The sequence below is a fragment of the Burkholderia sp. Bp8991 genome (assembly GCF_003853795.1).
Lineage (GTDB): Bacteria > Pseudomonadota > Gammaproteobacteria > Burkholderiales > Burkholderiaceae > Burkholderia.
In genome coordinates this window covers 186,184-201,312 of sequence record NZ_QTQJ01000004.1, presented here as the reverse complement: position 1 = coordinate 201,312, position 15,129 = coordinate 186,184, and the positions used below count along the sequence as shown (strand labels likewise).

Genomic DNA, 15,129 nt, shown 5'->3' with positions numbered 1-15,129 from the left:
CCCACGATGCAGGCCGGGACGCACTCCGCGAATCCGCAGGACATCGGTCCAACCGAAGGGGAGAAACCATGAAGTCGACAAAGATCGCCGCGTTCGTCGCGGCCGTGCTGGCGACCGGCGCGTTCGCGACCGCGGCGCAGGCCGAAACGGATGCCGCGACTTGCCGCAACGTACGCTTCGCGGATATCGGCTGGACCGACATCACGTCCACCACGGCGCTCGCGTCGACGGTGTTCGAAGGGCTCGGCTACAAGCCGACGACGACGATCGCATCGGTGCCGATCTCGTTCGCCGGCCTGAAGAGCAAGCAGCTGGACATCTCGCTCGGCTACTGGTGGCCGGTGCAGCAGAAGCAGCTCCAGCCGTTCCTCGACAGCAAGTCGATCAACGTGGTCGAACCGCCGAACCTGTCGGGCGCGAAGGCGACGCTCGCGGTGCCGAGCTACGAATACCAGGCCGGCCTGAAGACCTTCGAGGACATCGCGAAGCACCGCGCGGAGCTCGACGGCAAGATCTACGGGATCGAGCCGGGCAGCAGCGCGAACGCGACGATCCAGAAGATGATCGACACGAACCAGTACGGCCTCGGCGGCTTCAAGCTGGTCGAATCGAGCGAGGCGGGGATGCTCGTCACGGTCGAGCGCGCGATCCGCGACAAGAAGTGGGTCGTGTTTCTCGGCTGGGAACCGCATCCGATGAACATCCAGATCAGCATGAACTACCTGTCCGGCGGCGATGCGGCATTCGGCCCGAACTACGGCGAAGCGCGCGTGTACACGCTGACGGCGCCCGACTTCATCTCGCGCTGCCCGAACGCGGGCAAGCTCGTCGAGAACCTGCGCTTCACGACGCAGCTGGAGAACCAGCTGATGCAGTCGGTGATGAACAAGACGAAGCCGGCCGATGCCGCGAAGGCGTACCTGAAGAAGAATCCGCAGGTGCTCGATGCCTGGCTCGCCGGCGTCAAGACGTTCGACGGCAAGGACGGCTTGCCTGCCGTGAAGGCCTATCTCGGCCTGTAACGGCCCGCACGCGCCGCGAGCGGGCGGCGCGCAGCGAAAAATCATCTGCAGTACGACGGAAATCGAGCGACACGAACCGAAGCAAACGAGGGCACTCAGCATGAACCACGAAGTCATCATCACCTGCGCGGTCACCGGCGCGGGCGATACGGTCGGCAAACATCCGGCGATTCCGGTCACGCCGAAGGAGATCGCGGCCGCCGCGATCGAAGCCGCGAAGGCCGGCGCGACGGTGGCGCACTGCCACGTGCGCGATCCGCAGACGGGCCGCGGCAGCCGCGACCCGAACCTGTACCGCGAAGTGGTCGACCGGATTCGCTCGGCGGACGTCGACGTGATCATCAACCTGACGGCCGGCATGGGCGGCGATCTGGAGATCGGTCCGGGCGAAGACCCGATGCGCTTCGGCAAGGGCACCGATCTCGTCGGCGGCCTCACGCGTCTCGCGCACGTCGAGGAACTGCTGCCGGAAATCTGCACGCTCGACTGCGGCACGCTGAATTTCGGCGACGGCGACTACATCTACGTGTCGACGCCCGCGCAACTGCGCGCCGGCGCCAAGCGCATCCAGGAACTCGGCGTGAAGCCGGAGCTGGAAATCTTCGATACGGGCCATCTGTGGTTCGCGAAGCAATTGCTGAAGGAAGGGCTGCTCGACGATCCGCCGCTGTTCCAGCTGTGCCTCGGCATTCCGTGGGGCGCGCCGGCCGACACCGGCACGATGAAGGCGATGGTCGACAACCTGCCGCCGGGCGCGCACTGGGCCGGCTTCGGGATCGGCCGGATGCAGATGCCGATGGTCGCGCAGGCGATGCTGCTCGGCGGCCACGTGCGCGTGGGCCTCGAAGACAACATCTGGCTCGATCGCGGCGTGCATGCGACCAACGGCACGCTCGTCGAGCGTGCGCGGGAAATCGTCGAACGGCTCGGCGGCCGCGTGCTGACGCCGGCCGAAGGGCGTCGCAAGCTCGGCCTGCCGGCGCGCGGCGAACGTCTGCTCGAACGCCGCGCGGTGGCCGAGTTCGCGTGAGTTTCAACGCTGATTCCGCTTCAATGCGGCGGCGCGCACGGGTGCGCCGCCGTCCGATTCTCCTCGATTTGAAGGATGTGTTGACATGGCAGTGAAGACCGACATCAAGACGTTCGCCGCGATCGGCACCGGCGTGATCGGCAGCGGATGGATTTGCCGTGCGCTCGCGCATGGTCTGGACGTGGTCGTGTGGGACCCCGCGCCGGACGCGGAAGCGCGCTTGCGCGCGAGCGTCGCGAATGCATGGCCCGCGCTCGAACGCGTCGGCCTCGCGCCGGGCGCCGATCCCGCGCGGCTGCGCTTCGAGTCGACGATCGAGGCCTGCGTTGCCGACGCGGACTTCATCCAGGAAAGCGCACCGGAGCGCGAGGCGCTGAAGCTCGAACTGCACGAACAGATCAGCCGCGCGGCGAAGCCGGACGCGATCATCGCATCGTCGACGTCGGGGCTGCTGCCAACCGACTTCTATGCGCGGGCGACGCATCCGGAGCGCTGCGTGGTCGGTCATCCGTTCAATCCGGTCTACCTGCTGCCGCTCGTCGAGGTGCTCGGCGGCGCGCGCACCTCGCCGGAGGCGGTCGAGGCGGCGATGGAGATCTATCGCAAGCTCGGCATGCGGCCGCTGCACGTGCGCAAGGAAGTGCCGGGCTTCATCGCGGACCGGCTGCTCGAAGCGCTGTGGCGCGAGGCGCTGCATCTTGTCAACGAGGGCGTCGCGACGACCGGCGAGATCGACGATGCGATCCGCTTCGGCGCGGGCATCCGCTGGTCGTTCATGGGCACGTTCCTGACGTACACGCTGGCCGGCGGCGACGCGGGCATGCGACACTTCATGCAGCAGTTCGGCCCCGCGCTCGAACTGCCATGGACGAAGCTGGTCGCGCCGAAGCTGACCGATGCACTGATCGACAGCGTCGTCGAAGGCACGAGCGAGCAGCAGGGCACGCGCAGCATCAAGGAACTCGAGCGCTATCGCGACGAGTGCATCACCGAGGTGCTGAAGGCGATCGCCGCGGTGAAGGCGCGGCACGGAATGCGATTCGAGGACTGAACGAACATGACAGGCGATACCCCGCTGACGATCTACCGCGACGTCGTGCGGCCCGAATGGGTCGACTACAACGGCCATCTGCGCGACGCGTTCTATCTGCTGATCTTCAGCTTCGCGACCGATGCGCTGCTGGACCGCATCGGTCTCGACGACGCCGCGCGTCGCGAGCGGGGCCGCTCGGTCTACACGCTCGAAGCGCACGTGAACTATCTGCAGGAGATCAAGGAGGGCACGCGCGTGCGCGTCGATGCGCGCGTGCTCGCGCACGACGCGAAGCGGCTGCACCTGTATCTCGAACTGTTCGCCGACGGGCACGACGGCGCGGTGTCGGCGAGCGAGCAGATGCTGCTGCACGTCGACACGCGCGACGGCGCGAAATCGGCGCCGTTCGACGACGACGTCGCCGCGCGCGTGGCCGAACTGCATGCGGTGCAGCGCGATTGCGCGGCCCCTGCGTATGCGGGCCGCGTGATCGGACTGCCGCCGCGCCGCTAGCGTCGACGTTCAACCCTGGACCGCGGAGCGCACACGATGCTCGAACCGGAAATCGCGGCGTTCGTCGCGGCCGTCGACGCGTGGTATCCGGCCGACGCAGCGGCGCGCTCGCCTGACGAGCAACGCCGCGTCTACGATCGCTTCGCGGCCGCATGGACGCCCGCCGAACTGCCGGCCGGCATCGTCCGGCACGATGCGGTGTGGCATGCGCCGGACGGACGCGCGATCGCGCTGCGGCGCTATGCGCCCGCGCACGGTGAGCCGCGCGGCACCGTGCTGTTCTTTCATGGCGGCGGCTTCGTCGTCGGCTCGCTCGACAGTCATGCGTTGATCACCGCGCAACTGGCGGCCGACACGGGGCTGGCCGTGATCGCGGTCGACTACCGGCTCGCGCCCGAGCATCGCGCGCCGGCCGCGCTCGACGATTGCCGGGCCGTCACGCGCGCCGCGCGCGACGCAGCGCACTGGCCGTTCGACGCGTGCGCGCGACCGCTGACGCTCGCCGGCGACAGTGCCGGCGGCAACCTCGCGGCTGCCGTCGCGACCGCGCTGCGCGATGCGGGCGAAGGCGGCATCGACGGGATCGCGCTCGTCTATCCGATGCTCGGCTTCGAACCGCAATCGCCGGCGCGCGAAACCGAGGCACACGCGCCGATGCTGACGCTCGACGACGTCCATCGCTATCGCGCGTTGTACTGGGGCAGTGAACGCGACGATGCGCCGGGCGATGACGATCCGCTGCTGCGCGCCTCGGTGCCGCTCGCGGCGGCGCGTTTCGACGGCCTGCCGCCCGTGCTCGCGATCGGCGCGGAACACGATCCGCTGCGCGACGATGCGCGCGTCTATGTCGAACACATTCTCGCGGCCGGCGGCGCCGCGCGTTACTGGATGGGAGAGGGGCTGGTGCACGGCTGCTGGCGCGCGCTCGGAACGAGCCCGCAGGCCGCGCGGATGCACCGGATGATCGGCGGGTTTCTGCTCGCACCACACGCGTAGCGGGCGTTTTCCGGGAGGCAACGATGCAGGCAGCGCAACACCGTATCGAGGACTGGCGGACCTTTTCCGCCGACGCGGCCATTGCGGCGGCGACGATCGGCGAGGGTGCGGTGAACGTCGAGTGGAGCGACACGCGACGATCGCCGTTTCACTTCGACTGGTTGCGCGACAACTGCGCGTGCTCCGCGTGCGTGCATGCGCTCACGCGCGAACAGGTGTTCGAGATCGCCGATGCGCGCGAGGATCTGTCGGCGCTCGTCGTGCATGTCGAAACCGACGGCGCGCTGCACGTCGAGTGGAACGACGGGCATCGCAGCGCCTGGTCGCCGGGATGGTTGCGCGCGCATGCTTACGATGATGCGTCCCGCGCGGAACGCCAGGCCGCGCACGGGCGGCACGTGTGGACCGGCGACGATGCGACGGCGATCGGCGTGTTCGCGTGGCGTGACGTGATGGAGGACGACGGCGCGTTGCTCGCCTGGCTCGCCGCGTTGCAGCGCACGGGGCTGACGCTCGTCGAGGGCGTGCCGGCCGAACCCGGCCGGGTCGACCAGATCGCGCGGCGTGTCGGCCTGATCCGCGAAAGCAATTTCGGCGTGCTGTTCGATGTCGAATCGAAGCCGCGGCCGGACAGCAATGCCTATACGTCGCTGAACCTGCCGCCGCACACCGACCTGCCGACGCGTGAATTGCAGCCGGGCGTGCAGTTCCTGCACTGCCTGGCGAACGACGCAACGGGCGGAGACAGCGTGTTCCTCGACGGCTTCGCGCTCGCGGATGCGCTGCGGCGCGAATATCCGGACGATTTCACGCAACTTGCGTCGACACCGTTCGAGTTCTGGAACAAGAGTGCGAACAGCGACTACCGCTGTTCGGCGCCGGTGATCGGGCTCGATGCGCGCGGCAACGTGACCGAGGTGCGCGTCGCGAACTTCCTGCGCGGGCCGCTCGATGCGCCGGCCGGCGCCGTCGCGGCCGTCTACCGCGCGTACCGGCGGTTTCTCGCGCTCGCGCGCGAGCCGCGTTTCCGCGTGCAGCGCCGGCTGCGGGCGGGCGACATGTGGGCGTTCGACAACCGGCGCGTGCTGCATGCGCGCACCGAGTTCGATCCGTCGACGGGCCGCCGGCATCTGCAGGGCTGCTACGTCGATCGCGACGAACTGCTGTCGCGCTGGCGTGTGCTGTCGCGTGCGCTGCCCGCGGCTGCCGCCGGGCGCTGATCGGCGCATTCGACTTCCGCATTCGACTTCGTTACGCATACCTCGCCGGAGAAAAAGCGCCCGGACGCAAGGCGCCCGGGCGAAGCCACCCGCTGCCGGGCGGCGGAGGTATGCGTTTTCACAAAAAAAGACGAGCCCGCATGAGGGGCTCGTCCGGATCCAGCTTCTTCATCGCGCGATGCGCGGTGCGCCCGCCGGGGGCGCGTCGGCTTACTGGCCGAAGAAGACCGAGTCGCGTGCGTTCGACGACGCTGCGGCAGCCGGGGCGCCCGAGTGGACGACCGGAGCCGGTTGCGCGCCGTAGCCGCTGGCGTCGGCACCATGAACGCGCGCTTCCGCCGACTGGATGTCGTTCGGGTAGTACGGGCTCGACACGCCCGGCTTGTAGCCGGCTTGTTCGAGCTGAACCAGTTCGTTGCGGACTTGAGCGCGGGTCACGGTGCTTTGTGCGAAAGCGCCGAACGAAGCGGACAGGGCGACAGCGGCAACAACTGCGGAAACGAGCGATTTCATGATGACCTCCGGTGTTTTATTGGGTTCGCTTGCGACACCATGTCTGCAGCGATTGACTAAATCTTAGTCACCGGGTCGTTGAGGGTAAACGCTGATTTTGATGATAGATTGTTTCCAGGGCGGTAACAGTGGGACGCCGGATCAGGCTTTCATCCTGCTTTCGTTTCTGTGAGTGTAATAAGTATGAAGAATGTTGAGGCGGCACGCGCGGGATTCAGCGCGCCTCGGCGGCCGCATCGAACGGCTTGGCGGGCGGCCGGCCGGCGGGCGCGCCCGAACTCAGGAAACGCACGCCCGTCGCGGCTTCGGAGGCCTCCCACAGCAGAGCCGCGAGGGCCACGTCGCGTGCCGCGCGCGGCACGCTCGCCGGTGCCGGCAGGCCGCGCGACTCGAGCCAGCCGGACGGCCCGATGTACGAGCCGCCGGCGAGGTCGGGCGACGTCGCCGCATGAATCGCGGGCAACGCACCCTGCTCGGCCGGTTGCGCGAGATAACGGTTCGCCGCGCGCATCAGCGCGGCGCGCGTGGGCGAACTGTCCATCGCGGGGCCCGCGAACTGCAGGTTGGTTGCCGCGTAGCCGGGATGCGCGGCGACGCTGATTCCCGCGAACCCCGCGCGCTGGAAGCGGCGCTGCAACTCGAGCGCGAACACCAGGTTCGCGAGTTTGCTGTCGCAGTAGGCGAGATAACGGTTGTAACGGTGCTCGGCGCGCAGGTCGTCGACCCGGATCCGGCCGCCGCGGTTGAAGCCGCTCGACATCGTCACGACGCGCGCGCGCCGGGCGGCGCGCAGCGCGGGCAGCAGATGGCCGGTCAGCGCGAAATGGCCGAGGTGGTTGGTGCCGAACTGCATCTCGAAGCCGTCGTGCGTGTGTCGCAGCGGCAGGAACATCACGCCGGCGTTGTTGCAGAGGATGTCGACGCGGCCGTGGCGGTCGGCGACGTCGGCGGCGAAGCGCTGGATCGACGCGAGATCGGCGAGGTCGAGCGGATCGACTTCGACCTGTGCGGCGGGATGGAGCCGGCGAATCGCAGCGGCGGCCTGCGCGGCGCGCGCGGCATCGCGGCAGCCCATCACGACCGTCGCGCCCTTGGCGGCCAGCGTTTCCGCGATATGCCAGCCGAGGCCGCTGTTGGCGCCGGTCACAACCGCGACCTTGCCGCCTTGCGCCGGGACGTGGCGCGCGCTCCATGCATGCATGTCTGCCTCCATCGGCGTGGCCGGTACGCCACGACGCACAATCGTTACATTGAGTGGTGTAACGATAGTCCGCGCAGGCGGGGCAGACAAGCGGGGGAATTAGACCGGCGGTTCTAGGGCGCGCCAGCGCATCACGCCGGCGGGCCCCGGCACGGCTGGCCGGCGGGCGTTACCGGCTGCCGGCCAGTGCGAGCACCTCGGCCGCGGAGATCATCGCCGCCGCGTTCGCGGGTGCCGGGCGCTCGGCCGGGCGGAATACTTCGTCGCCGCGCTGGATGACCTGGCGCGACAGCGCGCAGGTGCCGGTGCGCTGCGCGAAGCGGCGGCGCCAGCGCTGTTCGCCGTAGTGACAGCGGCCGGGTTCGACCCAGCGGACGACGAGCAGCGTATCGGAGCGTTCCAGAATTTCGACGTGGACGTCGGCGGGATCGAGCACAGGCAGGGATTTGGAGGCCTTCATTTGCCGTTTCCTAAAGCTCGTGCGGTTTCGGCCGTGGCAGTGGATGTCACTACCCGAGGGCGAATCCGTAGCGGTTTCCATGAGTGGTGCGCTAAATGTAAGCGTCTGTGACCGGAAAAAACATCCTGTCTGGCTCAAATTACCTTTTGTCGAATCAGAAACAATCGACGCGCATTTTCGTGAAAAAGCCAACGACAAAAGCGCCCCGGACGCGCACGCCCGGGGCGGAAAATCGGCCCGCGCCCCCGTGTCTGCTCGCTCAGTCACGTGGACACCGCGGGGGACGGAGACGCCCGTCAGGGATCGGCGACGGGCGGGGGGCGGTGTCCGGGGAAGCGCGGTCCGGCAACACCATGATCGCGCGCGCCTGCCGTTGACACCCTGACGGGAACATGACTTTTTTGTCAGTTTCGCCGTGCCGACGGCGCGACTCCGATGCCCCGGGGTCGCGAAAACGCCCACCGGTATTGGCTTTGCGCGATACGCGGCCGATCGGCGGAACCTGAAAAATACGGTAATCGAAGCCCGCCGCAGCGCCTTCCGCCCGATTCTCCCGCTCGGGAAAATACTGAATCACACGAACGTGACAAATCCGGAATCTGTTCCTATGATTGGTTGGACCTTTAGTCCTTTGTGCCAATCAGCCGGCCCGGCCGGCTTCTTCGGGAGAGGTGCTCATGAGATTGCAGGGCAAGCGCGCACTGGTGACGGCGGCCGGGCAGGGTATCGGCCGCGCGACCGCGCTGCGGTTCGCAAGCGAGGGTGCCGACGTGCTGGCGACCGATATCAACGAAGCCGCGCTCGCGCAACTCGCGGCCGACGCCGAACGCGCGGGCGGCCGGCTGGCCACGCGGCGGCTCGACGTGACCGACGCGGGCGACGTGGCCGCACTCGCCGCGCAGGAGCGCGCGTTCGACGTGCTGTTCAACTGTGCGGGCTTCGTGCACCACGGCTCGATCCTCGACTGCGACGACGCCGCGTGGGCGTTCTCGCTGAACCTGAACGTCACGTCGATGTACCGGCTGATCCGCGCGCTGCTGCCGGCGATGCTCGCAGCAGGCGGCGCGTCGATCGTCAACATGGCGTCGGCCGCGTCGAGCGTGAAGGGCGTGCCGAACCGCTTCGTCTACGGCACGACCAAGGCGGCCGTGATCGGCCTGACCAAGTCGGTCGCCGCCGATTTCGTCGAGCAGCGCATCCGCTGCAACGCGATCTGCCCGGGCACGATCGAGTCGCCGTCGCTGGAGCAGCGGATCGCCGAGCAGGCGCGCACGCGCCAGGTGTCGACCGATACCGTGCGCCAGGCGTTCGTCGCGCGTCAGCCGATGGGCCGTATCGGCACCGCGGACGAAGTGGCCGCGCTCGCGCTGTATCTCGCGTCCGACGAAGCGTCGTTCACGACCGGCGCGATTCACCTGATCGATGGCGGCTGGTCGAACTGACCGCGTCTAGCCGACCGCGCCCTTCCACTCACTTTCCATTTCCGCTCACACCACATGAAACTGCTGAGATTTGGCGACAAACACCATGAAAAGCCGGGCCTGCTCGATGCGCAGGGCAGGATCCGCGACCTGTCGGGCGTGATCGACGACGTCGCCGGCGACGCGCTCGCACCCGCGTCGCTCGCGCGGCTGCGCGAGCTCGACCCGGCGTCGCTGCCGCTCGTCGAAGGCACGCCGCGGCTCGGCGCGTGCGTCGGCCGCGTCGGCAAGTTCATCTGCATCGGGCTCAACTATTCCGACCACGCGGCCGAATCGGGGATGGACGTCCCGAAGGAGCCGGTCGTGTTCGGCAAGTGGACGAGCGCGATCTCGGGGCCGAACGACGACGTCGAGATCCCGCGCGGCTCGGAGAAGACCGACTGGGAAGTCGAGCTGGGCGTCGTGATCGGCCGGGGCGGCCGCTATATCGACGAAGCCGACGCGCTGTCGCACGTCGCCGGCTACTGCGTGGTGAACGACGTGTCGGAGCGCGAGTACCAGCTCGAACGCGGCGGCACGTGGGACAAGGGCAAGGGCAACGATACGTTCGGCCCGCTCGGCCCGTGGCTCGTGACGGCCGACGAAGTGCCCGATCCGCACGCGCTGCGGCTGTGGCTGGAAGTGGACGGCCACCGCTACCAGAACGGCACGACCGCGACGATGGTGTTCCGCGTGCCGCACCTGATCAGCTACCTGAGCCGCTTCATGAGCCTGCAGCCGGGCGACGTGATCTCGACCGGCACGCCGCCGGGCGTGGGCCTCGGGCAGAAGCCGCCCGTCTATCTGCGCGCCGGGCAGGTGATCACGCTCGGCATCGACGGGCTCGGCGAGCAGCGCCAGCGCACCGTGCAGGCCTGAAACCCTTTCCCGGACGGTTCGCCATGCCTATCATTCGATCGATGCGCGTCCTCGACGTGCGCTTCCCGACCTCGCGCCAGCTCGACGGTTCCGATGCGATGAATCCGGACCCCGATTATTCGGCTGCGTACGTCGTGCTCGAAACCGACCGCGACGGGCTCGAAGGCCACGGGCTCACGTTCACCATCGGGCGCGGCAACGAAATCTGCTGCGCGGCGATCGACGCGATGCGTCACCTCGTCGTCGGCCTCGACCTCGACTGGATCCGCGAGGACATGGGCCGCTTCTGGCGGCACGTGACCTCGGACAGCCAGTTGCGCTGGATCGGCCCCGACAAGGGCGCGATCCACCTGGCAACGGGCGCCGTCGTGAACGCGGTGTGGGATTTGTGGGCGAAGGCCGTCGGCAAACCGCTGTGGCGGCTCGTCGCCGACATGAGCCCCGAGGACATCGTGCGCGCGATCGATTTTCGCTACCTGACCGACTGCCTGACGCCGGACGAGGCGCTCGACCTGCTGCGCCGGCAGGCGTCGGGCAAGGCCGCGCGGATCGCGACGCTCGAGCGCGAAGGCTACCCGTGCTACACGACGTCGGCCGGCTGGCTCGGCTACAGCGACGACAAGCTGCGCCGGTTGTGCCATGAAGCGGTGGACGCGGGTTTCGATTACGTGAAGCTGAAGGTCGGCGCGAACCTGGAGGACGACATCCGCCGCGTGACGATCGCACGCGAGGTGATCGGCCCGGACCGCAAGCTGATGATCGACGCGAACCAGGTGTGGGAAGTCGACGAGGCGATCGACTGGGTGCGCGAGCTGGCGTTCGCGAAACCGTGGTTCATCGAGGAGCCGACGAGCCCCGACGACGTCGAAGGGCATCGCAAGATCCGCGAGGCGATCGCGCCGGTGCAGGTCGCGACCGGCGAGATGTGCCAGAACCGCGTGATGTTCAAGCAGTTCATCGCGCGCGGCGCGATCGACGTCGTGCAGATCGATGCGTGCCGGCTCGGCGGCGTGAACGAGATACTCGGGGTGATGCTGCTCGCCGCGAAGTACGGGCTGCCGGTGTGTCCGCATGCGGGCGGCGTCGGGCTGTGCGAATACGTGCAGCATCTGTCGATGATCGACTACGTGTGTATTTCGGGCACGAAGGAAGGGCGCGTGACCGAATACGTCGATCACCTGCACGAGCATTTCGTCGAGCCCTGTGTCGTGCGCGGCGCGGCGTACATGCCGCCGACGGCACCCGGCTTCTCGATCGAGATGAAGCCGGCATCGCTCGAGCAGTACCGGTTCCGCGGCTGAAGCGCGCAGCGCGCAGCACGACGGCGCACGACGACCCGCGCATGACCTGCGTGCGGCGACAACATGAACGACGGAGACGCGAAGTGGATTTGAATCTGCAAGACAAGGTCGTGATCGTGACCGGCGGCGCGTCGGGCATCGGCGCCGCGATCTCGATGCGGCTTGCCGACGAAGGCGCGATTCCGGTGGTGTTCGCGCGCCACGCGCCGGATGACGGCTTCTGGCGCGCACTCGCGCAGAAGCAGCCGCGCGCCGCGTGCGTGTCCGTCGAGCTGCAGGACGACGCACAGTGCCGCGACGCAGTCGCGCAGACCGTCGCGCGCTTCGGCCGCATCGACGGCCTCGTCAACAACGCGGGCATCAACGACGGCGTCGGGCTCGATGCCGGGCGCGACGCGTTCGTCGCGTCGCTCGAACGCAACCTGATCCACTACTACGTGATGGCGCATTACTGCGTGCCGCACCTGAAGGCGACGCGCGGCGCGATCGTCAACATCTCGTCGAAGACGGCCGTCACCGGCCAGGGCAACACGAGCGGCTATTGCGCATCGAAGGGCGCGCAGCTCGCGCTGACGCGCGAATGGGCGGTCGCGCTGCGCGACGACGGCGTGCGCGTGAACGCGGTGATCCCGGCCGAGGTGATGACGCCGCTCTACCGGAACTGGATCGCGGGCTTCGACGACCCGGAAGCGAAGCTCGCGGAAATTGCCGGCAAGGTGCCGCTCGGCAAGCGCTTCACGACCGCCGACGAGATTGCCGACACGGCCGTGTTCCTGCTGTCGGCGCGCGCATCGCACACGACGGGCCAGTGGCTGTTCGTCGACGGCGGCTATACGCATCTCGATCGCGCGATCGGCTGAGGGCGGCGAGCCATGCAACCCGATCCGAACCCGACGACCCCCGCGCCCGCGGCGCTGATCGAGCTGACCGGCGTCAGCAAGCGCTTCCCGGGCGTGCTGGCGCTCGACGATTGCCGCTTCGACCTGCGCGCCGGCGAAGTGCATGCGCTGATGGGCGAGAACGGCGCGGGCAAGTCGACGCTGATGAAGATTCTCGCCGGCGTGTACCAGAAGGACGAAGGCGAGATCCGGATCGACGGCCGCGCGGTGGACATCGACGATCCGCGCGCCGCGCAGGCGCTCGGGATCGGCATCATCCATCAGGAACTGAACCTGATGAACCACCTGAGCGTCGCGCAGAACATCTTCATCGGCCGCGAGCCGCGCGGCCGCTTCGGCGTGTTCGTCGACGAGGACCGGCTGAACCGCGACGCCGCCGCGATCTTCGCGCGGATGCGGCTCGATCTCGACCCGCGCACACCGGTCGGCCGGCTGACGGTCGCGAAGCAGCAGATGGTCGAGATCGCGAAGGCGCTGTCGTTCGACTCGCGCGTGCTGATCATGGATGAACCGACCGCCGCGCTGAACAACGCGGAAATCGCCGAGCTGTTCCGCATCATCGGCGACCTGCGCGCGCACGGCGTCGGCATCGTCTACATCTCGCACAAGATGGACGAGCTGCGCCAGATCGCCGATCGCGTGACGGTGATGCGCGACGGCAAGTACGTCGCGACCGTGCCGATGGCGGATACGTCGATGGAAGCGATCATCGCGATGATGGTCGGCCGCCAGCTCGATGCGACGTTCCGAACGCCGCCCGATACGTCGGCCAACGCGGTCGCGCTCGAGGTGCGCGGGCTGTCGCGCGGCCGCGCGATCCGCGATGTCGGCTTCACGCTGCGGCGCGGCGAGATCCTCGGCTTTGCCGGATTGATGGGCGCGGGCCGCACCGAGGTCGCGCGCGCGGTGTTCGGCGCGGACCCGGTCGACGCGGGCGAGATCCGCGTGCACGGCAAGACCGTGACGATCCGCACGCCGGCCGACGCGGTCAGGCACGGGATCGGTTATCTCTCGGAGGACCGCAAGCACTTCGGGCTCGCGGTCGGGATGGACGTGCAGAACAACATCGCGCTGTCGAGCATGCGGCGCTTCGTGCGCCGCGGCATGTTCCTCGATGCGCGCGGGATGCGCGACACCGCGCAGTCGTACGTGCGGCAGCTCGCGATCCGCACGCCGTCCGTCGCGCAGCCGGCGCGGCTCCTGTCGGGCGGCAACCAGCAGAAGATCGTGATCGCGAAGTGGCTGCTGCGCGACTGCGACATCCTGTTCTTCGACGAGCCGACCCGCGGCATCGACGTCGGCGCGAAAAGCGAAATCTACAAGCTGCTCGACGCGCTCGCCGCCGACGGCAAGGCGATCGTGATGATCTCGTCGGAGCTGCCCGAGGTGCTGCGCATGAGCCACCGGATCCTCGTGATGTGCGAAGGGCGCGTGACCGGCGAATTGCGCGCGGCCGACGCCACGCAGGAAAAGATCATGCAGCTCGCGACGCAGCGCGAGTCGACCGTATTGTCCTGATTCCGACGCTTACCCGATCATGTCCAACGATACGCATCCCGTTCCGCCTCTTGCCACCGGCGACACGCCGGCCGGCGCAGCGGGCCTCCGTGCCCGCTTCTTCAACCCGGCCGCGCGGCAGAAGCTGCTCGCGTTCGCGAGCCTCGTGCTGCTGATCGTGTTCTTCAGCTTCGCGTCGCCGAACTTCCTCGAAGTCGACAACCTCGTGACGATCTTGCAGGCCACCGCCGTGAACGGTGTGCTGGCCGTCGCGTGTACCTACGTGATCATCACGTCGGGCATCGACCTGTCGGTCGGCACGCTGATGACCTTCTGCGCGGTGATGGCCGGCGTCGTGCTGACGAAGTGGGGCCTGCCGCTGCCGCTCGGGATCCTGGCCGCGCTATTGTTCGGCGCGCTGTCGGGCAGCGTGTCGGGCTTCGTGATCGCGAAGATGAAGGTGCCGCCGTTCATCGCGACGCTCGGCATGATGATGCTGCTCAAGGGGCTGTCGCTCGTGATCTCGGGCACGCGGCCGATCTACTTCAACGACACGCCGGGCTTCACGTCGATCGCGCAGGATTCGCTGATCGGCAGCCTCGTTCCCGCGCTGCCGATCCCGAACGCGGTGCTGATCCTGTTCCTCGTCGCGGTCGGCGCGTCGATCGTGCTGAACCGGACGATCTTCGGCCGCTACACCTTCGCGCTCGGCAGCAACGAGGAAGCGCTGCGGCTGTCGGGCGTGAATGTCGATGCGTGGAAGATCGCCGTCTACACGTTCAGCGGCGCGGTGTGCGGGATCGCCGGGCTGCTGATCGCGTCGCGGCTGAATTCCGCGCAGCCCGCGCTCGGGCAGGGCTACGAGCTCGACGCGATCGCGGCCGTCGTGATCGGCGGCACGTCGCTGTCGGGCGGCGCGGGCAGCATCGTCGGCACCATCATCGGCGCGTTCATCATGAGCGTGCTGACCAACGGCCTGCGCATCATGTCGGTCGCGCAGGAATGGCAGACGGTCGTGACGGGCGTCATCATCATCCTCGCCGTCTACGTGGACATCCTGCGCCGGCGCCGCCGCTGACGCATGCACGCACGAACACGAACATGC

At 68.1% G+C, this 15,129-nt stretch carries 15 protein-coding genes; 12 read left to right on the top strand and 3 right to left on the bottom strand.

Features of this window, described 5'->3' with window-relative positions; genetic code table 11:
- The first annotated feature begins 68 nt into the window (after positions 1-68).
- The 6 genes from DIE02_RS06370 to DIE02_RS06345 all read left to right on the top strand — a co-directional run bounded on the left by DIE02_RS06370 (position 69) and on the right by DIE02_RS06345 (position 5,814).
- Positions 69-1,022: a choline ABC transporter substrate-binding protein gene (locus DIE02_RS06370; protein WP_044847783.1), complete on the top strand. Its 954-nt coding sequence runs from the start codon at positions 69-71 to the stop codon at positions 1,020-1,022.
- A 100-nt stretch (positions 1,023-1,122) separates the two neighbouring features.
- Positions 1,123-2,052, top strand: a complete 930-nt coding sequence (locus DIE02_RS06365) for a 3-keto-5-aminohexanoate cleavage protein (protein WP_006484708.1) — start codon at positions 1,123-1,125, stop codon at positions 2,050-2,052.
- An 85-nt stretch (positions 2,053-2,137) separates the two neighbouring features.
- Positions 2,138-3,103 carry an L-carnitine dehydrogenase gene (locus DIE02_RS06360; protein ID WP_044847784.1) on the top strand — a complete coding sequence of 322 codons (966 nt, stop codon included), beginning with the start codon at positions 2,138-2,140 and terminating at the stop codon, positions 3,101-3,103.
- Between the two features lie 6 nt (positions 3,104-3,109).
- Positions 3,110-3,598, top strand: coding sequence for a thioesterase family protein (locus DIE02_RS06355; RefSeq protein WP_044847785.1), 489 nt, complete (start codon positions 3,110-3,112; stop codon positions 3,596-3,598).
- A 36-nt stretch (positions 3,599-3,634) separates the two neighbouring features.
- The gene (locus DIE02_RS06350; RefSeq protein WP_124485207.1) at positions 3,635-4,594 is read left to right on the top strand and encodes an alpha/beta hydrolase; all 960 of its coding nucleotides are present in this window, start codon (positions 3,635-3,637) and stop codon (positions 4,592-4,594) included.
- 23 nt (positions 4,595-4,617) lie between these two features.
- On the top strand, positions 4,618-5,814 hold the full coding sequence (locus DIE02_RS06345; RefSeq protein ID WP_124485208.1) for a TauD/TfdA family dioxygenase: 1,197 nt from the start codon (positions 4,618-4,620) through the stop codon (positions 5,812-5,814).
- A gap of 210 nt (positions 5,815-6,024) precedes the next feature.
- Here the strand turns inward: DIE02_RS06345 and DIE02_RS06340 are convergent, their stop codons facing one another.
- From DIE02_RS06340 to DIE02_RS06330, 3 genes are all read right to left on the bottom strand, one after another.
- Entirely contained in the window at positions 6,025-6,327 is a 303-nt protein-coding gene (locus tag DIE02_RS06340) for a DUF4148 domain-containing protein (protein WP_124485209.1), read from the bottom strand.
- 214 nt (positions 6,328-6,541) lie between these two features.
- Complete coding sequence (locus DIE02_RS06335) at positions 6,542-7,528, bottom strand: oxidoreductase (protein WP_124485210.1); 987 nt, start codon at positions 7,526-7,528, stop codon at positions 6,542-6,544.
- Between the two features lie 169 nt (positions 7,529-7,697).
- Positions 7,698-7,988 (bottom strand): DUF3331 domain-containing protein, encoded by a 291-nt coding sequence (locus DIE02_RS06330; protein ID WP_044847789.1) that lies wholly within the window; start codon positions 7,986-7,988, stop codon positions 7,698-7,700.
- A gap of 677 nt (positions 7,989-8,665) precedes the next feature.
- On the opposite strand from DIE02_RS06330, the gene DIE02_RS06325 reads away from it, so the two are divergent.
- The 6 genes from DIE02_RS06325 to DIE02_RS06300 all read left to right on the top strand — a co-directional run bounded on the left by DIE02_RS06325 (position 8,666) and on the right by DIE02_RS06300 (position 15,102).
- Positions 8,666-9,430 carry an SDR family oxidoreductase gene (locus tag DIE02_RS06325; protein WP_044847790.1) on the top strand — a complete coding sequence of 255 codons (765 nt, stop codon included), beginning with the start codon at positions 8,666-8,668 and terminating at the stop codon, positions 9,428-9,430.
- Positions 9,431-9,484: 54 nt separating this feature from the next.
- The gene (locus tag DIE02_RS06320) at positions 9,485-10,327 is read left to right on the top strand and encodes an ureidoglycolate lyase (protein WP_124485211.1); all 843 of its coding nucleotides are present in this window, start codon (positions 9,485-9,487) and stop codon (positions 10,325-10,327) included.
- Positions 10,328-10,350: 23 nt separating this feature from the next.
- Complete coding sequence (locus DIE02_RS06315; RefSeq protein WP_124485212.1) at positions 10,351-11,628, top strand: L-fuconate dehydratase; 1,278 nt, start codon at positions 10,351-10,353, stop codon at positions 11,626-11,628.
- An 83-nt stretch (positions 11,629-11,711) separates the two neighbouring features.
- On the top strand, positions 11,712-12,488 hold the full coding sequence (locus tag DIE02_RS06310) for an SDR family oxidoreductase (RefSeq protein WP_124485213.1): 777 nt from the start codon (positions 11,712-11,714) through the stop codon (positions 12,486-12,488).
- A gap of 12 nt (positions 12,489-12,500) precedes the next feature.
- The gene (locus tag DIE02_RS06305; RefSeq protein ID WP_124485214.1) at positions 12,501-14,045 is read left to right on the top strand and encodes a sugar ABC transporter ATP-binding protein; all 1,545 of its coding nucleotides are present in this window, start codon (positions 12,501-12,503) and stop codon (positions 14,043-14,045) included.
- 19 nt (positions 14,046-14,064) lie between these two features.
- A complete protein-coding gene (locus DIE02_RS06300) occupies positions 14,065-15,102 on the top strand; it encodes an ABC transporter permease (protein WP_124485215.1) in 1,038 nt (345 codons plus the stop codon).
- Positions 15,103-15,129 lie beyond the last annotated feature (27 nt).

What these genes read in the sequence shown, in the direction of transcription:
- DIE02_RS06370 (WP_044847783.1), top strand. Translation starts at nt 69, where the DNA reads ATGAAGTCGACAAAGATCGCCGCGTTCGTCGCGGCCGTGCTGGCGACC.
- DIE02_RS06365 (WP_006484708.1), top strand. Translation starts at nt 1,123, where the DNA reads ATGAACCACGAAGTCATCATCACCTGCGCGGTCACCGGCGCGGGCGAT.
- DIE02_RS06360 (WP_044847784.1), top strand. Translation starts at nt 2,138, where the DNA reads ATGGCAGTGAAGACCGACATCAAGACGTTCGCCGCGATCGGCACCGGC.
- DIE02_RS06355 (WP_044847785.1), top strand. Translation starts at nt 3,110, where the DNA reads ATGACAGGCGATACCCCGCTGACGATCTACCGCGACGTCGTGCGGCCC.
- DIE02_RS06350 (WP_124485207.1), top strand. Translation starts at nt 3,635, where the DNA reads ATGCTCGAACCGGAAATCGCGGCGTTCGTCGCGGCCGTCGACGCGTGG.
- DIE02_RS06345 (WP_124485208.1), top strand. Translation starts at nt 4,618, where the DNA reads ATGCAGGCAGCGCAACACCGTATCGAGGACTGGCGGACCTTTTCCGCC.
- DIE02_RS06340 (WP_124485209.1), bottom strand. Translation starts at nt 6,327, where the DNA reads ATGAAATCGCTCGTTTCCGCAGTTGTTGCCGCTGTCGCCCTGTCCGCT.
- DIE02_RS06335 (WP_124485210.1), bottom strand. Translation starts at nt 7,528, where the DNA reads ATGCATGCATGGAGCGCGCGCCACGTCCCGGCGCAAGGCGGCAAGGTC.
- DIE02_RS06330 (WP_044847789.1), bottom strand. Translation starts at nt 7,988, where the DNA reads ATGAAGGCCTCCAAATCCCTGCCTGTGCTCGATCCCGCCGACGTCCAC.
- DIE02_RS06325 (WP_044847790.1), top strand. Translation starts at nt 8,666, where the DNA reads ATGAGATTGCAGGGCAAGCGCGCACTGGTGACGGCGGCCGGGCAGGGT.
- DIE02_RS06320 (WP_124485211.1), top strand. Translation starts at nt 9,485, where the DNA reads ATGAAACTGCTGAGATTTGGCGACAAACACCATGAAAAGCCGGGCCTG.
- DIE02_RS06315 (WP_124485212.1), top strand. Translation starts at nt 10,351, where the DNA reads ATGCCTATCATTCGATCGATGCGCGTCCTCGACGTGCGCTTCCCGACC.
- DIE02_RS06305 (WP_124485214.1), top strand. Translation starts at nt 12,501, where the DNA reads ATGCAACCCGATCCGAACCCGACGACCCCCGCGCCCGCGGCGCTGATC.
- DIE02_RS06300 (WP_124485215.1), top strand. Translation starts at nt 14,065, where the DNA reads ATGTCCAACGATACGCATCCCGTTCCGCCTCTTGCCACCGGCGACACG.